Annotated in this window: 16 protein-coding genes; 12 read left to right on the plus strand and 4 right to left on the minus strand. The window is 57.9% G+C overall.

Annotation, left to right across the window (positions count from 1 at the left end):
* The first annotated feature begins 2 nt into the window (after positions 1 to 2).
* Together OZ656_RS09805 and dinG are read left to right on the plus strand one after the other, a co-directional pair.
* Positions 3 to 761, plus strand: coding sequence for a general secretion pathway protein GspB (locus OZ656_RS09805; RefSeq protein WP_379945180.1), 759 nt, complete (start codon positions 3 to 5; stop codon positions 759 to 761).
* On the plus strand, positions 761 to 2938 hold the full coding sequence (gene dinG / locus OZ656_RS09810) for an ATP-dependent DNA helicase DinG (protein WP_379945181.1): 2178 nt from the start codon (positions 761 to 763) through the stop codon (positions 2936 to 2938). Before OZ656_RS09805 ends, dinG begins: the two co-directional genes overlap by 1 nt.
* Before the next feature lie 250 nt (positions 2939 to 3188).
* Here dinG and OZ656_RS09815 read toward each other — a convergent pair whose 3' ends face one another.
* Positions 3189 to 5939, minus strand: a complete 2751-nt coding sequence (locus OZ656_RS09815; protein WP_379945182.1) for a LuxR C-terminal-related transcriptional regulator — start codon at positions 5937 to 5939, stop codon at positions 3189 to 3191.
* A 260-nt stretch (positions 5940 to 6199) separates the two neighbouring features.
* On the opposite strand from OZ656_RS09815, the gene cysB reads away from it, so the two are divergent.
* Positions 6200 to 7177: an HTH-type transcriptional regulator CysB gene (cysB, locus tag OZ656_RS09820; RefSeq protein WP_014421354.1), complete on the plus strand. Its 978-nt coding sequence runs from the start codon at positions 6200 to 6202 to the stop codon at positions 7175 to 7177.
* A 73-nt stretch (positions 7178 to 7250) separates the two neighbouring features.
* Here the strand turns inward: cysB and OZ656_RS09825 are convergent, their stop codons facing one another.
* A complete protein-coding gene (locus OZ656_RS09825) occupies positions 7251 to 7976 on the minus strand; it encodes a phosphoadenylyl-sulfate reductase (RefSeq protein WP_081496559.1) in 726 nt (241 codons plus the stop codon).
* Between the two features lie 206 nt (positions 7977 to 8182).
* Between OZ656_RS09825 and thrH the strand changes: the two genes are divergently transcribed.
* A complete protein-coding gene (gene thrH, locus OZ656_RS09830; protein WP_011785066.1) occupies positions 8183 to 8797 on the plus strand; it encodes a bifunctional phosphoserine phosphatase/homoserine phosphotransferase ThrH in 615 nt (204 codons plus the stop codon).
* Positions 8798 to 8845: 48 nt separating this feature from the next.
* Here the strand turns inward: thrH and pabB are convergent, their stop codons facing one another.
* The gene (gene pabB / locus OZ656_RS09835) at positions 8846 to 10195 is read right to left on the minus strand and encodes an aminodeoxychorismate synthase component I (protein WP_379945183.1); all 1350 of its coding nucleotides are present in this window, start codon (positions 10193 to 10195) and stop codon (positions 8846 to 8848) included.
* A gap of 216 nt (positions 10196 to 10411) precedes the next feature.
* Here pabB and OZ656_RS09840 point away from each other — a divergent pair, with 216 nt between their 5' ends.
* Complete coding sequence (locus tag OZ656_RS09840; RefSeq protein ID WP_228223548.1) at positions 10412 to 10960, plus strand: hypothetical protein; 549 nt, start codon at positions 10412 to 10414, stop codon at positions 10958 to 10960.
* Between the two features lie 159 nt (positions 10961 to 11119).
* Positions 11120 to 11938: a DUF6160 family protein gene (locus tag OZ656_RS09845; RefSeq protein ID WP_228223549.1), complete on the plus strand. Its 819-nt coding sequence runs from the start codon at positions 11120 to 11122 to the stop codon at positions 11936 to 11938.
* A 126-nt stretch (positions 11939 to 12064) separates the two neighbouring features.
* Here the strand turns inward: OZ656_RS09845 and OZ656_RS09850 are convergent, their stop codons facing one another.
* Entirely contained in the window at positions 12065 to 12676 is a 612-nt protein-coding gene (locus tag OZ656_RS09850; RefSeq protein WP_114434032.1) for a hypothetical protein, read from the minus strand.
* A gap of 254 nt (positions 12677 to 12930) precedes the next feature.
* On the opposite strand from OZ656_RS09850, the gene OZ656_RS09855 reads away from it, so the two are divergent.
* From OZ656_RS09855 to OZ656_RS09880, 6 genes are all read left to right on the plus strand, one after another.
* A complete protein-coding gene (locus OZ656_RS09855; RefSeq protein WP_379945184.1) occupies positions 12931 to 13953 on the plus strand; it encodes a DUF58 domain-containing protein in 1023 nt (340 codons plus the stop codon).
* Positions 13950 to 16040, plus strand: coding sequence for a DUF3488 and DUF4129 domain-containing transglutaminase family protein (locus OZ656_RS09860; protein WP_379945185.1), 2091 nt, complete (start codon positions 13950 to 13952; stop codon positions 16038 to 16040). The genes OZ656_RS09855 and OZ656_RS09860 overlap by 4 nt, the downstream gene beginning before the upstream one ends.
* Positions 16033 to 17064, plus strand: a complete 1032-nt coding sequence (holB, locus tag OZ656_RS09865; RefSeq protein WP_379945186.1) for a DNA polymerase III subunit delta' — start codon at positions 16033 to 16035, stop codon at positions 17062 to 17064. Before OZ656_RS09860 ends, holB begins: the two co-directional genes overlap by 8 nt.
* A gap of 65 nt (positions 17065 to 17129) precedes the next feature.
* Complete coding sequence (locus OZ656_RS09870; protein WP_008171779.1) at positions 17130 to 17480, plus strand: PilZ domain-containing protein; 351 nt, start codon at positions 17130 to 17132, stop codon at positions 17478 to 17480.
* Between the two features lie 12 nt (positions 17481 to 17492).
* Entirely contained in the window at positions 17493 to 18407 is a 915-nt protein-coding gene (locus tag OZ656_RS09875; protein WP_113880137.1) for an alpha/beta fold hydrolase, read from the plus strand.
* Positions 18404 to 19312: a DUF4892 domain-containing protein gene (locus OZ656_RS09880; protein WP_379945187.1), complete on the plus strand. Its 909-nt coding sequence runs from the start codon at positions 18404 to 18406 to the stop codon at positions 19310 to 19312. Before OZ656_RS09875 ends, OZ656_RS09880 begins: the two co-directional genes overlap by 4 nt.
* Position 19313 lies beyond the last annotated feature (1 nt).

A 19313-nucleotide genomic window follows, 5' to 3' on the forward strand; every position in this document is an offset into this window, starting at 1 on the left:
GTATGTCGTATATTCTCGATGCGCTCCGAAAATCCGAAGCTGAGCGCCGACAGGGCAAAGCGCCGGATCTCGGGCAGCCGGTACAGATGGTCTACCGCCCCAAACGTAAGCCGGTATCGGCTGTGGTGTGGGTTGCGCTGGCGTTGCTGGTGAACGCGGGTGTGCTTGCCTGGTTGTTCTGGCCGGAGCGAGACGCAAAGATCGTGACGGTGCAGGGGGCTCCTGCTGTAGCCCAGGAACAGTCCGAACCGGTACCCGATGTGCCGGCGGCTCAGCCTGAGCCTGAGCCGCTTCCAGAGACTGAAATAGCGGATCCGGTCCGGGTTTCCGGAGGGCAGGACCTGTCTCAGGCAACAGGTACAGGCGTGGTCACTGAGGCGCCTGATGATGCCAGGGCACGTGAGGCGGACGTCAAGCCGCAGCCCCGGGAGGCACCGGTGGTGATTGTTCCCCGCCGGTCTGAGGTTGAACCTGTGCCGCAATCGGCCTTGACGGAACGGGTGCCGCAGGGCAGGGTGCCTCATCTCGTGGAACTGCCCCTTTCTTTTCAGAAGAGTGTCCCTGATTTGACCTTTAACAGTCATATTTTTGCATCTGATCCTTCCGCCAGTCGGGTGATGATTAATGGTCATTACCTGAAACCGGGAGATGGCTTTGGGCCGCTGTTGGTGGAACGTATTACCGAAGACGGCGTGGTGCTTAGCAAGAACGGCCAGTTTTTCCGTGTAGGTACCGTGCGTGACTGGGTGAGCCCGAGATAATGGCGCTGACCGAGGACGTTAAACAGCAGATTCAGAAAGCCTATCGGGATGTGTTGGCGGGCAAGGATATCCGTGCCCGTTATGGCCAGCGGCTGATGATTGCGGAAATTGCCCGGTACATGGGTGAGATCACCGATAACGATGGCCAGCGCACCTCCCCTCCGGCCACCTGCGTGGTGGAGGCTGGTACCGGTACCGGTAAAACGCTTGCCTACCTCATCGCCGCCATTCCAGTGGCCAAAGCCCTTGGCAAGACTCTGGTGATATCCACCGCCACTGTGGCGCTTCAGGATCAGATCGTTCTGAAAGATCTGCCGGACCTGCGTAAACACAGCAAGCTGGATTTCAGCTGGACCCTGGCCAAAGGCCGTGGGCGTTACCTGTGTATGTCCCGACTGGAAGCGCGGCTGCACGATGAAGGCCACGGCGACAGCGATACCATGCCCTTGTTCCTGTTGGATCAGCCGGTAGACGACGAAGCCCGTAGCCGGGCCACCTTTGAAAACATGCTTGCCAGTTATGGTTCCCGGGACTGGGACGGCGACCGGGATCACTGGCCGGAACAGATTCCCGATGAAATCTGGCGTCAGGTGACGACTGATCATCGCCAGTGCACCAACCGGCACTGCGCCTACTTTGACAGTTGTGCGTTCTTTGATGCCCGCAAGGATCTGGACGATGCCGAAGTGGTGGTGGCCAATCACGACCTGGTGCTGGCGGATCTGGCCCTGGGCGGTGGCGCCATTCTTCCGGAGCCGGAGAACGCGCTGTTCATCTTCGATGAAGCCCATCATCTGCCCGACAAGGCCCTGAACCATTTCGCCGCGTCGGTGCCGTTGAACTCCACCCGGCAATGGCTGAAACAGCTTTCCCAGGCGCTGGTCAAGATGCAGCCCTGGCTTCCAGCGGGCTCCCAGGCCGCCAAAGCGGTTGAAAAGATCAGTGCCGCGGGTCGGGATCTGGATCTGGCACTCACTCGCGTGTACGAAGAGGTTGAGCAGAATACCGGCTGGGAATTTAACGAAGAGCGCCGCAGTGCCCAGTGGCGGTATCCGGATGGTGCCTTGCCCGAGAAGCTGGCCGAACTGGCTGGGGAAACACGAATCGCCACGGCAGGGCTTTGTCGGCACCTCGGAACATTGGTCGATGAACTCCAGAGCGCATTCGATGAGCGCAAGGATCCGGAGCTGGACCGGGACACAGCAGATTCCTGGTACCCGGTAGTAGGTTCCTTTCATGCCAGGGCGGAAGATCAGCTGCGGTTGTGGATTGCCTGGAGCGAAGGTGTCGCCATCGTCAGTGATGAAGAGGAGCCGGTGGTCGAAGCTCCTGCCCGTAAAGGCCCACCGGCGGCAAGGTGGGCAGTGCGCCAGCGCTGGGACCATGCTGAAGACATTACCTTGTTCAGCTCGCCGGTACTGGCCGATAACCTGCTTTATTCGAGATTGTGGTCGAGGGCTTACGGAGCGGTGCTCACCAGCGCCACGCTGACGGCGCTCGGGCGCTTTGATCGCCTTCGTTCACGAGCCGGATTGCCTGAGGCCAGCCGTTATCTGGTAGTGCCCAGTTCTTTCCGGTACGCCGAAATGGCGACGGTGGAAGTGCCGGCCATGGTCGCGATGCCTACCGACGATGGTTTCGCCGATGCCTTGGTCAAGCGTTTACCGGAGCTCTGGGCCGGAGAAAAGGCGACACTGGTGCTGTTTACGTCGCGCCGTCAGATGCAGCAGGTTCGTGATGCGCTGGCGCCTGAGTACCCGGAACTTATCCTGACCCAGGACGATATGGCCAAGAATGAGGTGCTCAGGGTGCATTGCAGCCGGGTTGACGAAGGTAAGCCCAGTGTACTGTTTGGTGTGGCCAGCTTTGCAGAGGGCATTGACCTGCCGGGGCGCTATCTGCACCACGTGGTGATCACCCGATTGCCCTTTTCGGTACCGGATGACCCCATTGAAGCCAGTCTGGCCGAGTGGGTGACCCAACGTGGAGGCAATCCCTTTATGGAAATCACAGTGCCGGACGCTTCTGTCAAACTGGTGCAGGCCGTTGGCCGCCTGCTGCGAACGGAACAGGACACGGGGCGGGTGACCATTCTGGACCGCAGGATTGTGGCTCGACGCTACGGGCAGTTGCTATTGGATGCACTCCCGCCGTTTCGCCGCATCATTGAACACTAGATTTCTCGCAAGCCTGTAAACTGACCCATAAAAAAAGAGCCAGCCCGCAAGGGGTGGCTCTCATGGAAGGGGTTCTTAACGAACCCGGGCGTCGAAACAACGCGGAACAAGAAGTCTGAAGGCCTGAATTTCAGATTTCGAGGTAAGGCGTTAACCTCACCATGGTTAAATGATAGGGCTTAAAGGGGCGTAAACGGATCGTCCAAAGGGCGTAGTGGCCAGGCTTAATTGGTGTCAAATGTGATGGTCATCACATTTTTGCGGCATCCTCCAGCAACCCCACCTCCCGTGCTTTCGCCAGCGCCTCGGTGCGCCGGCTCACGCCGAGCTTGCCGTACAGGTTCCTGATGTGCGCTTTCACGGTAGCCGGGGCAACGGACATGCGCTCAGCAATTTCTTTGTTGGCCAGCCCCTGGTGGATCAGCACGAGAACTTCCTGCTCACGCTGGCTCAACGGTTCTGTCAGGACATTTACAGTCTCGCCCCCCGGGCGGGCAGTATCGATGGGGTGATTGGCTTCCTGGGAGCCATTAAAAGACGCCTCGCCAGGCTGTCCGGCGGCCAGATCCCTGAGCATCCCGAGCAGTTCCCGGTTCCACCGCCCCGGGGTTCGTAGTCTGGGAAAATCCAGTAGCATGTCCCGTAGTGCAGTGCTCTCTTCCGCAAACAGGCGCAGAAAGCCTGCGTTTTCGGCCCGGTCCAGTGCTTTCTCCAGCATGGCATCGGACTCGTCATTGCGGCCCTCGTGGGCCAGCGCCTCGGCGTACACCAGTAAAATCTCTACCAGGTGTCGATTGTGCGCGTTGCGTTCTGCGGCTGGTATCAGGGCGGACAGGGTGTCCTGAGCCTGCTGATATTCGCCCAGTGCATTCTGTACCCGGGCCAGGGCAATCTGGTTCTGCTCCCGGTTAAGCGGGTTGGTTGCTGGTTGGTCCAGAGCGGGTTGTAAACAGGTGCGAGCCTTGTCGGCGTGGCCGGAGGCCAGGTAGCAGCGTGCCAACAAGGCGGACGCGGCAGGCGGCTCGAAGACGATGTGTTCCCTCCGGCGCCGGCCGGTAGTCACGGCATCTTCCAATGCCTCAACTGCGGTTTCCAGGTCACCCCGGGTAAAGGCCAGGTGCCCGCGTACATACTGGATCACCACATGCTGGCCAGGTTCGGTGCCCTTCTTTACATGATCGAGCAAGGGGGCCAGGTACCCCTCGGCCGTGCTGATCTGGTTCCGCTCGCGATAGATTTCCGTCAGCGCACTGTTCTGCCAGCAGGAAATCAGTCGCGGCTGGCTGGGGTCCGAATAATGTTCGTCCACCCACTGCCGCACTCGGCCGGTGGTTTCCAGCGCCAGGTCGGTATCACCGCGGTGGTATTGAATCCAGGCGAGCAGGCCGCCGGACGACAGAACGGTACTGGCTTTCCGCTCTACCTGGCCATAATGAACGGCTGATTCCAGAGCTTCCTCGGCGTCATTCAGTTCGCCCTTCCCGAAATAGTCCAGGCCCAGGCCGTAATAGGTGACTGACTTCAGGGGAATACTGATCTGATCAATGTCCTTCAATACCTGCCGGGTCAGATCCGAGGCGTTTTTTTCGTCGTTGCGGGTGCGGGCCAGGTAGGATCTCACCAGGGAAATCTCGCTGTGCAACGCCAGTGCGCCTTCAGCATCCGGGTGGGAATCGGCAACGCGGCGGTCCAGCAGATCCTCAACTTCCAGCAGAAGCGGGTCCAGACTTTCCACCCGGTTTGCGAAAAACAGCCCCCAGATCCTGAGCATCTGCAGTTGTGGGCTGTCCTGAATCTTGTGAGCAGGGATAGCATCCAGCCATTCAAGTACAGGAAGGTGATAGCCGCCATGAATCAGGTTGTTGCCGTGTTCCGCCAGAACCGCCGCCAGATGGTCTGTATCGTTGCGCCGGACAATCTGGACAATCCCTTCCTGGACATGGCCATGGCGCAGTAGCCAGTCAATGGCTCGGGATTGCAGTTCCGAGGCATGGGAGGGGGCGGCACTCTGGATTCGCTGTAACAGGGCTTCCCGAAACAGGTCGTGGTAACGGAACCACTCGTTGCTGTTGTCCAGCGGGATCAGAAAGAGATTCTGGGACAGAAGGCTGGACAGCTTTTCCTGACTGTCCTGGCGTTGCCTGACGGAATTGCACAAAGGGGCGCATAAGCGCGGACAACAAGCCGTTTCCAGCAGGAAGTCCGTCAGATCTTCGGGAAGCTGCTCAAGCACTTCTGTAAGGACATAATCGGAAATCAGTCGGCTGTCCGGTGAGCCCAGGGCCTGACCGGGCAGGACGGCTTCTTTCTTGCCGGCCAATGCTGAGAGCTGCATGGCGGCGACCCAGCCTTCGGTTTTACGGCATATCGACCGAATGTCGTCCTCGGACAGCTCCATGGCCATCGTACTGCGGAAGAATTCCTGACATTCCTCTTCGGAAAACGCCAGCAGACCGGGGTGGATGTCCTGAACCTGGCGGCGGACTCGCCAGCGGGCCAGTGGCAGCGGTGGCTCAGTTCGTGACGCCAGGGTCACCAGGATACCGGGTGGCAGATAGTCCAGAAACCACGCGAGCTGGCGATGAAGGGTGTCGTTACTGATAACGTGGTAGTCATCCACCACCAGAGACCAGGCATTGCCATCTGCCGCGAGAACATTCAAAAGGCTGGTAATGGCGGGTGTGAGCTCGTCGTCGTCCTGCCTGGCCAACAGCTTCTTGCAGTCCTCCAGTCCGATCAGGCCGGCATGCTCGAAGGCGCCAATCACGTACTGCCAGAACTGCCTTGGCTTGTCGTCCTGCTCGTCCAGTGAGAGCCAGGCGGTGGGCATGCTGTTGCCGGCGCACCACTGGCTGACCAGTGTGGTCTTGCCATAACCCGCCGGAGCAATAACCAGATTCAGTCGTTTGCCGGATTCCGGTTGCAGCAGGGCGTCCAGCCGTTGACGTTGAACGGCTCTGGAATCGGGTGTTGGCCGGAGGAATTTGGTTGTCAGCAGCATGGCTTCCCGGGATCTGGGCACGTTTGATTAGCGATTGTGTGCTTTGTCACACACAAGTCAAGGGCTGTGTTGACGCAAGGTGTTGTCGGGCCAGCGAAACCAGAGATTTGGTCTACACTGAATACAGATTGCCTTGTATACCAAAAAAGAATGAAAAATTGATCCTTTATGCGTATTATCCGGTTATGAATCCACCAGCGTTCACGAGTTGAGCCTGAGGCACTGACTCAGGGCCGGAAATCCAGGGAGCGACAGAATTAATGAAATTACAACAGCTGCGTTATATCTGGGAAGTTGCGCACCACGACCTCAACGTGTCCGCCACCGCCCAGAGTCTGTTCACCTCACAGCCGGGCATCTCCAAACAGATTCGTTTGCTCGAAGACGAGCTGGGGCTCGAGGTTTTTGCCCGCAGCGGCAAGCACCTGACTCGCATTACTCCCGGCGGCGAGATCATTATCCGGGAGGCCGGGGAGATTCTGCGTCGGGTAGAGGGCATCAAGAAGATTGCCCAGGAGTTCAGTAATCAGCGCAAAGGCGACCTGAGCATCGCGACCACCCACACCCAGGCGCGTTACGCCTTGCCGCCGGTCATCCGGGGCTTTATTGAGGAGTATCCGGATGTGTCCTTGCACATGCACCAGGGCACGCCGATGCAGATCTCAGAGATGGCCGCCAACGGTGCGGTGGATTTTGCCATTGCCACTGAAGGCATGGACCTGTTCAACGACCTGATCATGATGCCCTGCTATAAGTGGAATCGCTGCGTGATCGTTCCCAAGGATCATCCTCTGGCCAAGGGCCAGGAACTCACACTGGAGGAACTGGCGGAGTATTCGCTGGTTACCTACGTATTCGGGTTCACCGGGCGGTCCAAGCTGGATGAGGCATTCCAGTCACGGGGACTGACCCCGAAAGTGGTGTTCACTGCAGCTGATGCCGATGTCATTAAGACTTACGTGCGATTGGGGCTGGGGGTCGGCATTATTGCCAGTATGGCGTTCGATCCCAAGGTGGATACCGATCTCGTGGCGCTGGACGCCAGCAAGCTTTTCAGGCCCTCGGTCACCCGTATTGGCTTCCGTAAAGGCACCTTCCTGCGGGGCTATATGTACGACTTCATGGAACGGTTCGCGCCCCATCTCACCAAGGAAAAGGTGGATGAGGCCGTGGCCCACCAGGGTAGCCGTTCCGAGATTCAGGAGCTGTTCAAGGATATCGAGCTGCCTACCTACTGAGGTTGGGGCCAATGAAAAGCCCGCGGGCCGTTAAGGCGACGCGGGCTTTTTTGTGGGCGCAGCTTCGGGCCGTTCAGCCAGACTTGCCAATCAGGTTGCCGGCATGCAGACCGCATTCCTTGTGTGTGGCTTCTTCCCACCACCAGCGTCCTTCGCGCTCGTGCTGGCCAGGGAGCACCGGGCGTGTGCAAGGCTGGCAACCAATACTGACGAAGCCCTGCTCGTGTAGCCGGTTATAGGGCGCCTCAGACATGCGGATGTAATCCCAGACTTCTTTGGAACTCCAGTTTGCCAGCGGGTTAAATTTTATCAGTGGCTTTGCATCAGTTGAGAAGGCGGTGTCCAGCTGGACCACCGGCACTTCATTCCGGGTACCGGGGCTCTGGTCCCGACGCTGGCCTGTAACCCAGGCATCCAGCGTGGCAAGCTTGCGGCGCAGCGGGTTAACCTTGCGGATACCACAGCATTCCGAATGACCCTCTTCGTAAAAACTGAACAGGCCTTTGCGGTTGACCATGTCCTGAACTTCTTTGGCATCCGGAAACAGGACTTCAATATCGATGCCGTAGTGTTTGCGCACCCGATCTACAAACTCGTAGGTTTCCGGGTGCAGTCGGCCGGTATCCAGGGTAAACACCCTGAGATTGTCGGTCAGTTTGTGAGCCATTTCGATCAGCACGACGTCCTCGGCGCCACTGAACGAAATGGCAATGTTGCCATAGTGGGCGAGGGCGGCTTTCAGGATCGCCCTGGGGCTTTGACCATCCAGTTCGGCCCTGAGAGAGTCGATATCAGTCATAATCATCCAGTCTGTACCAATAACTTGTGTGGCTAGCTTAGCAGTAAACCTTTAATGCCCTGAAGGAATGAGGATCTATATCTTTATGCCATCAAAGATGGGCAACACCGGATACACGATGCATTTGGCCGCGCTTTTTCATATCATACGCCCACCAACCGGGGCGCAGGTGCCTCATCTTTTTATTTATCGTTCAGGAGACCGTTGTGGAACTCGCATGTCTTGACCTTGAGGGCGTACTCATCCCGGAAATCTGGATCGCCTTTGCAGAAAAAACCGGCATTGAAGAACTCAAGGCAACCACCCGGGATATCCCTGATTACGATGTCTTGATGAAGCAGCGCCTGCGTATTCTGGACCAGCACGGCTATGGGCTGCCGGAAATCCAGGAAGTCATCGGTACTCTGGACCCGCTGCCGGGCGCCCGGGAATTCCTCGACTGGCTGCGTGAGCGTTTCCAGGTGGTGATTCTGTCGGATACCTTTTATGAGTTCGCCATGCCGCTGATGAAGAAGCTCGGCTATCCGGCGTTGTTGTGCCACAAACTGGAAGTGGCGGAGAGTGGTCAGATCACCAATTACCTGCTGCGTCAGCGGGATCCGAAACGCCAGTCTGTGCGTGCATTCCAGTTGTTGAACTACCGGGTAATTGCCGCTGGTGACTCCTACAACGATACCACCATGCTCGGCCAGGCAGAGGCGGGCATTCTGTTCCACGCGCCCCAGAACGTTATTGATGAGTTCCCGCAGTTCCCGGCGGTGCACAATTTTGACGATCTGAAACAGGAATTTTTGAAGGCGAGCGCGATTCACAGCGCCTGATCCTTCGAATCGCTGATCTGTGCCGCGGCTGTGCGGCTGTGGTGCAGATCAGAGCTTCAGCTTTTCCAGAAAGTCCATCAGTGGTTTGACCTTGGTGAGTGTTTCCTGATACTCGGCCTCCGGGTCAGAATCCGCCACAATGCCTCCGCCCCCCCAACAACGAATCGTACCGTTGGACTCGCACAGCAGGGTTCGTATTGCGATGTTGCTGTCCAGCCGGCCATCAAGTCCGTAATAGAAGACAGAACCACAATAGGGCCCTCGCCAGTGAGGTTCCAGTTCGCGAATAATTTCCATCGCCCGGATTTTCGGAGCGCCGGTGATGGAGCCGCCAGGAAAGGCATCTAACAACGCCTGAAGCGGGCTGACTTCCGGTTTTAGGGTGGCCTTGATATGGCTGACCAGGTGGTGGACATTGGCGTAGGATTCAAGGGCAAACAGCTGCTCAACCTGCACGCTTCCGGCCTCAGCGTGGAGGCTGAGATCATTCCGCAACAGGTCCACAATCATCAGGTTTTCGGCCCGATCTTTCTCGGATGCCTGAAGTTCATTTGCCAATTTGATATCGGATTCCGGCGAGGAGCCCCGGGGGCGTGTACCTTTGATGGGGCTGGTCTCGACTACGCCCTGGTCTATTTTCAGAAACCGCTCTGGCGATATGGAAAGAATCGAGTCGTCTCCGGCTCTCAGGAAGGCGCTGTAGGGCGTCGGGTTGGCTTCCGTGAGCTTCTCGAAGGCGAGCCATGGATCGCCGCAGTATTTGCCAGAGAATGCCTGGGACAGGTTGGCCTGATAACAATCGCCAGCTTCTATGTAGCGCTTGACGGCTTCGACACCCGACTTGAATTCTTCCGGCGTTTGCGCCGGAGCAAACGGGGCTTCCATGTGCCAGTGCATCTGGCGGTTTGCCGGAGCCGACAGCCATTGTTCAATCTGATCCTGAATCGAAGCAGGGCATGCCGGATGAATCCAGAGCCAGTAGCGACCGCTATTTCGGTTAAAACTTGCGGTCCAGAGATAGAGGCCGGCTTGCATTAACGGAACGGTGGAGGCGTCGTGCAGTTGAGCCAGCCGCCGTTCGCGGGCGTAGCCCAGCTCGTACCCCAGATAGCCGATCCAACCGCCAGGGAGAAGATTCGGGTCGGTACCGCGCTCTACCTGAAATGGTGCGGCAAGCTCTTCCATTTCCCGAGCGAGACTGGCGGTATCAATGGGGGGCGAACTGTCACCAGGCAGTTCCTTCGAGCACACGGCCATGGCCGAGAAGCCACATAAGGTGCCGCGACGGGGGCTATCGCCTGTGCTACCAAGAAAAACGAAATCGGATGCCCGGCAGGCATGCATCATAAGCTGGTGGTAGGTCGCCCGGGTAAGTTCCCGCGTTGTTGCCCGGCCCAAGGGTCCTCCGGAATCTTGCTGAAATGATAAACAGGCCACAAAAACAGCGTTGTAGCGTTTGCGGCGGCACTGATCTAATGAAATAGCGTCCTGTTGGGACGGGGAGAAAAAGCCGGTGGCTATTCTAACCGAGATAGCAGGGCACCCCCAGCATAAAAACAATGTAAAAGCCGTGCGCTCCTGTTGCGCGAGCTTGTATAGGAAAGTGGAGTAGGTATGACACAGCTAAAATCCCGTTTGATGACCTTCCTGATGTTTCTGGTTCCCCTGCTGATGGCACCCGGATACGCCAATGCCCAGCAGCCGTCTGAAGCTGAAATCAAGGAGATGATCCAGGAACAGTTTGAGCGGATGTACCAGAAGGGGGTAGATGACCTTGAAAGCCGGATCGTGGTGACAGGTGGGGTAAAGCCGTTCGCCGTGGTAACCGACACGGGAGACAAGACCAAAACCATTCGCATCAAGCAGATTGAGGAAATGCCGGCGGATGTTGCCCTTGAGGTACTCCGGCGTTCGCTCGTTGCACTGGTAAAGAAAGGCAAGATCGGCGCGACGGCAGTGTTCTACACAACGGCCAATCCCAATAAAGAGTCGGAGGCGGACCGGGTACTGGTGGTCGAGATGGAGCATATTTTCGGGCCCACGCTGGCCCAACTGGTGCCTTTCACCATTGATGAAGGTAAAGCGTTTTTTGGCGAGCAGGTGGTTGTGGAAATGGAGAACAGAATTTTCAACATCAAGGTCGACGGGGAGCCTGCTGAGTAATACTTTCGTGTCCGACAATCCAAGTATCGATTACGTGAAGGTGGTCACGGAACATTCAGTTACCTCTGCAGTACTCTGTAGCCGTGCAGATACAAAAGTACACCAAACAGTCTGCATGAGATGGAAATAACAACAAACTGTTCCAATTAGGAGAACGTTATGAAAGGCCTGAAAAAAATCGCACTGGCAACGGCCGTTGCTGCAGTTCCTTTTGCTGCTCAAGCTGATCTGAAAGCGCTTGACGACACCACCATGGGTAACGTGACCGGTCAGGCCGGTGTGACCATCGAACTGGAAACCGAAGTTTCCATCGGTGAGTTCCGCTACACTGACGAAGGTTACCTGGCAGTTAACGACATCTCCATCGGTGGCGGCTCCGTTGAGCGTGATGCCAACGGCGCGGTAACTGGCGTATCCGGCATGCTGGATGACCTGGTTATCGACATCGACGTGGAAGCCGACGGTGACGCGGTCATTGATGTTCACAGCATCTCTGGCAACCCGATTGACTTTGCCATGGCTGTTGGTTCTGCCTCTCTGAACGCCACTGACGGCAGCGGTGACTCCACTTTGCTGGCCAGCAACATCGGTATCGAGGGTAACCTCGGCCTGCTGAACATCCGTGTGGATACCGCCACTGACAACCTGATCATGAACGTTGGCTTCAACGTGACTGATATGGATATGGACGTGGACTTCCTGGGTGTTAACGTGCGTGATCTGACCGTTTACGGTTCACAGTTCTTTGAGCAGGGTCCAGCTGGCGGCTTGCCGGCTCTGTTTGCTCAAGCGCAGATCACTGTAGGCAAGGGCACCTCTGCTGCCACCGGTGGCGACGCCCTGGAAATCAGCATCCCGACGTTTGCAGCTGACATCGGTGTTGGCGCGGTTGAGATCGGCGGTGAGTCCATCGGTTCCTTCCGTGTAGACAACCTGCTGGTACAAAACACCACTATGAAGGTATACGGTCACCAGTAAGTTGACCTGACACCTTAACGTGGTGATAGCGCCCCGCACTGCGGGGCGTTTTTTGTCTGACTGAATCAGCGGACAAAAAAACGGCGACCTTTCTGGTCGCCGCTTTTGGTTTCAGGGGTAGGGTAATTATTGATCGGGTACCCGAATGGAAAGGTCAAACCCTCCGCCCGGGCGTGGAGTCAATGTAATGGGGCCTTCGTTGATTGCTTCGGGGATCTGGATCTGATCAATGCCCGGGGGATTACCGATACTGAAATTCAGATTCTGGCCATCGAAGCCAATGCCCAATTGATCATTCAGGAACGTCTGGGTGAAGGGCTCGTCCGGAATTTCCGGTTGCTGACCAAAGATAATGGGCAGTGTCCTCGGGGTGAAGTCCGCAGGTGGCTGTGCTCTGGCCAGTTCGTCGACCGGAAGCAGCAGGGCTCTGCGCAGGAACTCCTCTTCGGCATCGGAGAGCGCATCTTTCTTGCCCTCATCCAGATAACGCTGAAGAGCTTCCCGATACGCTTCCTCTTCAGCTTCGCTCAGAACGGGCTCACCTGGCGAGATGGTGAGGGCACGGATAATCTTTTCACGATCCGCCTCGGACTTCTGTTGCTGGCGTGGGACAACAATAACGGCGGAATCCTCCACGTAGGTTTCTACCATTTCGTCGGAGGTCATGGTTTGTACGCCGGCCCAGGCCGGTGTGAATGTGGTGGCCGTGATCGCGGCTGCAAGCAGTTTGCGACGCATTTGTGAATGCCTCATGCTGAATCGGTTCAAAAGAGGCGCTGCTGAGTGTACTGCTTCAGTCAATACGCTTCATACTATCACTTTTGAGTATTCGGTTTGTCCGACAGTTTTTCAACCGTAAAGTGCCTGGTGTGTGATCAGAATCCGGTGCTCGAGGGTAAATAGTTAAGGAACCATTATTTTTGTGGTTTTATGTCCGGATTACTTGCAACCACATTCCTTGAACTTTTGGGCCTGAACCCAGTCGCAGGAGCATGATGCGAAATTCTTTAAACGCCCGTTGGCGACGATGGATCAATCGCCGAATTCCGAGAGCAGACAGCCAGACCCTCAGCCAGAAGAACATCTTCATTCTGCCCACCGCGGCCGGCGTGGTGTACGGCTTGTTGCTGTTGGTCATGCTGATTACCGGAATCAATTACCAGAACAGCCTTATCTATCTGCTTACGTTTATTCTCGGAGCCGTGTTTGTGGGAGCCATGCACCAGACCCACAGAAATCTGTCCGGTCTTTCTGTTGCCCTGGTCCGTCCTGGTGAAGGTCGGGCGGGTGACGACATTCCGTTTGTGCTGCGGGTGACTGCAGGTAAGGACCCAGGGCTTGGCCTGAGCCTGTCGGTTGAGGATTCATCGGTTGAGAGCGTGCATGTTTCGGCGGGTGAATCCCGGGACGTGGTGCTGTCAGTGCCGTCTGCCCATCGCGGCTATCTTCGTCCGGATCGGATCCGTATCGAAACCCGTTTTCCGTTCGGGCTGTTAAAGGCCTGGTCCTGGTTGCGTCCGGCGTCTTCCGGAGTAGCGTTTCCCAGGCCCTTACCCGCACCGGATACCGCCGGAACTGTTCACGATGGTAGCGAAGCCGCTTCGTCCGCGCCCGTGGCCGGCCAGGACAATGCCGATCTTCGTCCCTGGCGTGAAGGCGATATGAGCCAGCGGGTGATGTGGAAACGCTTTGCACGCACGGGCCAGATGATTGTGGCTGACTGGCAGGGTGAGCAGGGCAGTCCGCACTGGCTGGATTTTCATGCCTTTCCGGGTGTTGATACCGAGTTGCGGCTGAGTTATCTGGCCTGGATGGTGGCAGACCGGGTTCAGAAAAACGCAAGGTTTGGTCTCAGTTTGCCCGGCGATACCATTGAGCCGGACAGTGGTTCACTGCATGGAGAACGTTGTCTGCGCGCGCTTGCGGTGTGGGGCGAGCAACCGCCGAGGGATCCTGACGGTCAGCCTTTTGGTACCCGTCAGGCCGAGAATGGGAAAGCGGGAGTATCTGCATGAGCACGATCATGGCCAGAGTTTTCTCCGCAAAACCGGCAGAACAGGCACCGATCGAAGCCATCCCCGGTAACGCACTGTTGTGGCTGATTGCCAGTTTTGCGCTGCTTCTGGTTCCCCAGTGGGACCGGCTGCCCTGGTGGCTCATTGCAGCCTGTGCCGTGCTGGCGGGTTGGCGTTGGCTGGCGCAAAAGGGCCGGGTAAAACTGCCAGGGCGGTTGCTGCGCACCGGTATCATGCTCGTTCTGATTGGCGTCTACGTGGCCACCGTGCAAGGCCGCTTCACAGTGGATACCGCCGCCTCGTTCTTCGTATTGGCCGTTGGGTTGAAATGGCTCGAAACCCGGTCCGCCCGGGATTTCTATGTGCTTTTCTTTATTCAGGTTTATCTCGCGGCCGTGAACTTCCTGTTCAAGCAGGACATTGCCTGGGCGTTACTGACCTTCGCGGCTATTGGCTGCCTGATGGTGGGCCTGCAGATTCTTAACGCGCCGGATCTTCCCGGGAGCCTGAGGGTTGGCTGGAAGCGCCTGGGTTTACTGGTGCTGAAAACCCTTCCGGTGGTTGTGCTGCTTTTCGTGTTTTTTCCGCGCATGGCGCCGCTCTGGAGTGTGCCACTTGTTTCTGGAGAGGCACGCAGCGGCATTTCCGACACTATGCGCCCGGGTGATATTTCCAATCTGGCCCAGAGCAGTGAAAGGGCGTTCCGGGTAACTTTCGGGGGCCAGCCACCGCCGTATCGGGAGCGTTACTGGCGGGGTTTGATTCTCGACTATCTGGACGACGAAACCTGGCGCCAGAACGACCCCGACGGTTTCCGGCGGCCAGCCAGGGTAGACAACGACGGTGGTGTCGGGCCGTTGCGAAGTAATGAATACGATATCCTGCTGGAGCCGACAGACCAGCGCTGGGCGTTTGCTCTGGAGAACTCGGTAGCCGTCTCGGGCAACGTGGTAAGTACGCCGGAGGATTTGTTCCGCTTTCAGCGCCCCGCCGACAGCCCGGTGCGTTATCGCCTGGCCCGGGTTTCCGCTGTGCCAGCGCCGGCTGAAGCTCTTTCTCCGGCAGAAACCCGGCGCTATCTCCAGCTTCCTCGATCCGGCAACCCCCGGGCCCGGGAGCTCGCACGAGAACTGTCTCAAGAACTGTCCCATTGGGAAGTCGTCAACACGTTGCTCCGGCGTTTTCGGGAGCAAGCCTATTTCTATACGTTGCGCCCGCCCACCATGCCAGACGACGGTATTGATGCGCTGTTGTTTGATGAAAAACGGGGCTTTTGTGCTCACTATGCCGGTGCGGCGACCTTTGTCTTCCGGGCAGCCGGGATTCCTGCCCGAATTGTGGTCGGCTATCAGGGCGGCGACGACGGGGCTGGCGGAGATTACCTGATTGTCCGTCAGTACGATGCCCACGCCTGGGTGGAGGTGTGGCTGGAAGGCCGGGGCTGGGTGAGGGTGGACCCGACAGCTGCCATTGCGCCAAGCAGGATTGAATCCGGGTTGCGGGATGCGGTGGCCGATGAGGGCTCGTTCCTGGAAAACGATTTGACGTCGCCTCAGCGATACGGTGATGTCGCGATCCTGCAATGGGCGTCGCTCCAGCTCGATCGCATCAATTATCACTGGCAGCGATGGGTTGTAGGTTACCAGGGGCAGAGTCAGATGGATCTGATGTCCCGGTTGCCGGGCAATTTCGGACTCAAGGAACTTGGCTACCTGACGGCCGGATTGGTTGGCGTCGCCCTGCTGATCGCAGGTGTCGTCTCGGCTCTTTCGATTCGCCGCGGCGCCCGTAAGGATGCTTTCGGCCGGGTGGTTTTGGCCTGGCATCGGCTGTGCGAACAGGTGGGCGTGCCGGTCCGTACCGGTGAAACCCCCACGACGCTGGCAGAACGCCTGGCGGATGCGCGCCCGGAAGTCGAATCTTCGGCCCGCCTCTTTGCCCGGGCCGTTAACAGCCATTACTATACGGCCTCAACTCAGGAAGTTTCCGCGCACGAAGCGCGCAGGCTTGCCCGGCTATTGAAAACGATGAAACGGCAGTTGCGCCGTAAACCTGAACCCGCTTCACGGACGCTCCGACATGACTGATATTGCGAAGGACATGCCCTGGCTCGGCCGCGCCTGGAACACGGTTCAGCAACGCCTTGCCCAGGATCGGTTGCCTCATGCGCTGCTGGTCGTTGGTGAGCAGGGCGTCGGGAAAAGGGCGTGGGCAGAAGCGGTCGCTGGGCTGCTGTTGTGCGACCAGCAGGTCGGGCTCGACAACGGAGCACCGATTGCGTGTGGTCAGTGTCGCCAGTGTCAGTTGATCGCGGCGAACAGCCATCCCGATGTCCGGGTGTATTCACCGGAAAAGTCCCGGATGGTGAAAGTGGATCAGATCCGCGCGCTGTCGACGTTTGCCGTGGCCTCGCCGCAGGTTGCACACCGCAAGGTGGCCATAGTCGACCGGGCGGATCAGCTCAACATCAACGCCGCCAACGCATTGCTGAAAACCCTGGAAGAGCCTTTGCCGGATGTGACCCTGTTGCTGCTCCAGGAATCCGGGCGGCCGGTACTTCCCACCATACGATCCCGCTGCCAGGCCCTGACCATACCGTTACCTGATGCCGAGGATGCCGGGCGATGGCTGTCTGCCCGGGTATCCGAGTTGGATGAATCTGCCCGTCCGTCGCCAGACACTCTGGCCAAAAGCCTGATGCTGGCGGGTAGTGCCCCCAGGCTGGCGCTGGAGTATGCCACCGGTGAGTTTCTTCCACAGAGGGATGAAGCTTTTGAAGCATTTCGGCAGTTCATGAAAGGCCAGATGACGGTGGGAGATGCCGCCCGCCGCTTCAAAACGCTGGGGCTGGACGATACATTATGGTTGTTTGAAAGCTGGGCTGCCGACCTGGCTCGGTGCAGTGCCGGGGGCGAGGTTCAGGACCCGGAGGCGGCAGACATGTTGGGCTATCTGGCCAGGTCCAACCCGCCGTGGCGCGCTCATCAGTTGCTGGACCGGGTTCGGGAAAGCCGGAGCGCGGGCGTATATAATGCCAGCCCGGAGCTTGAAGCCACCCAGCTTCTACTGGCCTGGCGGGAGTTGATGCCCCGGAAGCGGCAGACAACGTGAGCGTTGTTCAGGATCAACTGCTATCATTGCGAAATATCAGTAAATTTGCGTAAAAGGTATTTGATATGGGGCCCGGATTCGGAGCACGCAGCGGTATTCTAACCTTGACGATCAAGGACAAGGCGGTTCTCTATGCGGCGTACATGCCCTATATCCGTCAGGGAGGCCTGTTTATTCCTACTCAGAAACAATATCAGTTGGGCGATGAGGTATTTCTGCTGCTTAACCTGATGGATGAGCCGGAGAAAATTCCGGTAGCTGGCAAGGTCATCTGGATTACCCCCAAGGGCGCTCAGGGAAACCGTGCCGCAGGCATCGGCGTCCAGTTCAATGGCGATGACGAAACTGCCCGCACCAAGATTGAATCCTACCTGGCTGGCTCACTGAGTTCTGATCGCCCCACTCACACCATGTAAGGCCGCTACCGAATGACGGAGACCTCGTTACCCGGTAGCGTTCCAGAACCACAGGCCGGTTGCCATGAAATGCACTGGCCCTTGGATAACATAACTCTTTCGGGTCTGACCTGGCCGAACTCCAGCGAGGAAAGCTCTCGACCACCGGCTATCCTTCTGCACGGCTGGCTCGACAACGCCATGTCCTTTGCCCGACTGGCGCCGTTGTTGGCCGAGAACACCACGGTACATGCGGTGGATATGGCCGGGCACGGACACTCGGGCCACCGGCCGCCGGGTTACAGCTACTGGTTAATGGACTACGTTGGGGACCTTTCCGAACTGGTGGAGCGGCACTTTCCGGAAAGCGAGCGTTATCCTCTGGACCTGGTGGGCCATTCTCTGGGCGGGATCGTCTGCGCACTCTACGCCGCCGCATTCCCCGAACGGGTGCGTAGATTGGTGATGATTGACAGTCTGGGCGCTCTCAGTCGGCCAGCCCGTGAGACGATCCCCCAGTTGCGGCGGGCATTACAGAAACGCAGGGCCGGTTCTGCTGCCCCGGCGGTCTATCCGGACGTTCAGAGCGCGGCCCGAATCCGGGAGGGCGGGCTGAGCCCTCTCAGTCCCGAGGCGGCAAGAACGCTGGTGCCCAGGAACATGCGCACGGAAGCTGGCGGGTTCATATGGCGCACGGATGCCAGATTACGGCATCCGACACCGCTGATGATGACCGAAGAACAGGTGAGGGCGTCTTTGTCTGCCATCCAGACCCCCACTTTATTCGTAAGGGCAGAAGAAGGGTTGCTGGTTTCCCGCAGCGGGCTCGACAGCCGTGCCGACCTGGTTCCCAACCTTGAAACAGTCGATGTGCCCGGTGGGCATCATTGTCATCTTGACGGTGAGGTCACTCCCGTTGCCGAAACGATTAACAGGTTTCTTGCATGATTGATCGTGGTATTTCTTCGACGGTCGGTGCGCTGGCCGGCCTCATGTTGTTTTGTCTCACCAATCCTGCAATGGCGGCCTGGCCGGAAGAAGCGCCAGCTCCGTTCCCGCAGTCAACGCTTGAATCCACCGTCGAGATTCAGTCTGCTGGCCATCTGGTGCTCTTCAGCCCGGTTCGGGAAATTCGCGATGAAATCCGTTCCGAGACCATGGCTCGTCTGCCGGTGCAGGGGCAGGGCCAGCTGTTTGAAATCTCCAGGGATGCGAATCGTCAGGCTGCGAGGGCCCATTACTTCCAGCAGCTGTCTGCCGGTGGTGCAAAGATTCTGTTTGAGTGTGCAGGCATCGCCTGTGGCCGCAGTAATGTCTGGGCCAACCAGATTTTCCAGCAATCCCGACTGCTGGGGCGGGACGCCACCCAGGATTACCTGGTTGCGGCGACAACGGCTGAGGACGGACAGCAATGGCTGACCCTTGTCTACACTGTGACAAGAGGTAACCTGAGGGAGTATGTCTGGGTTGAGCATCTGAATGTTGGTTTCGGTGCGGCCATTCCCGGATATACCATTGGAGCTGGCCCGATTCAGGGGCCGTTGGTGATCCCCTGGTCCGGTGGATTGACGTTTCGTTTTGAGTGGTCAGCGGATGATCGGCGAACCCTGAATGACTGGGCTCGCGATGATGCCGAAGTGGTGCTGGCCTCGTTCACCGATCTCGAACAGAGTGAGTCGCTCGAGGCAGCTTTGGAACGTTCCCGCGCTGCGGCGGAAAGCCTGGCTGCCTTGCTGGGTAAATCGGGGATATCGGGAAGTCAGATACGCATTGTTCCGGTTGGGCCGGCCATCCAGATGAATGACCCGGCCCGGCAGGGTAACCGGGTCGAAGTGCTGGTTATCAAGAGGTAAG

The organism is Marinobacter sp. LM1 (genome assembly GCF_042763285.1).
GTDB lineage: Bacteria > Pseudomonadota > Gammaproteobacteria > Pseudomonadales > Oleiphilaceae > Marinobacter > Marinobacter nauticus.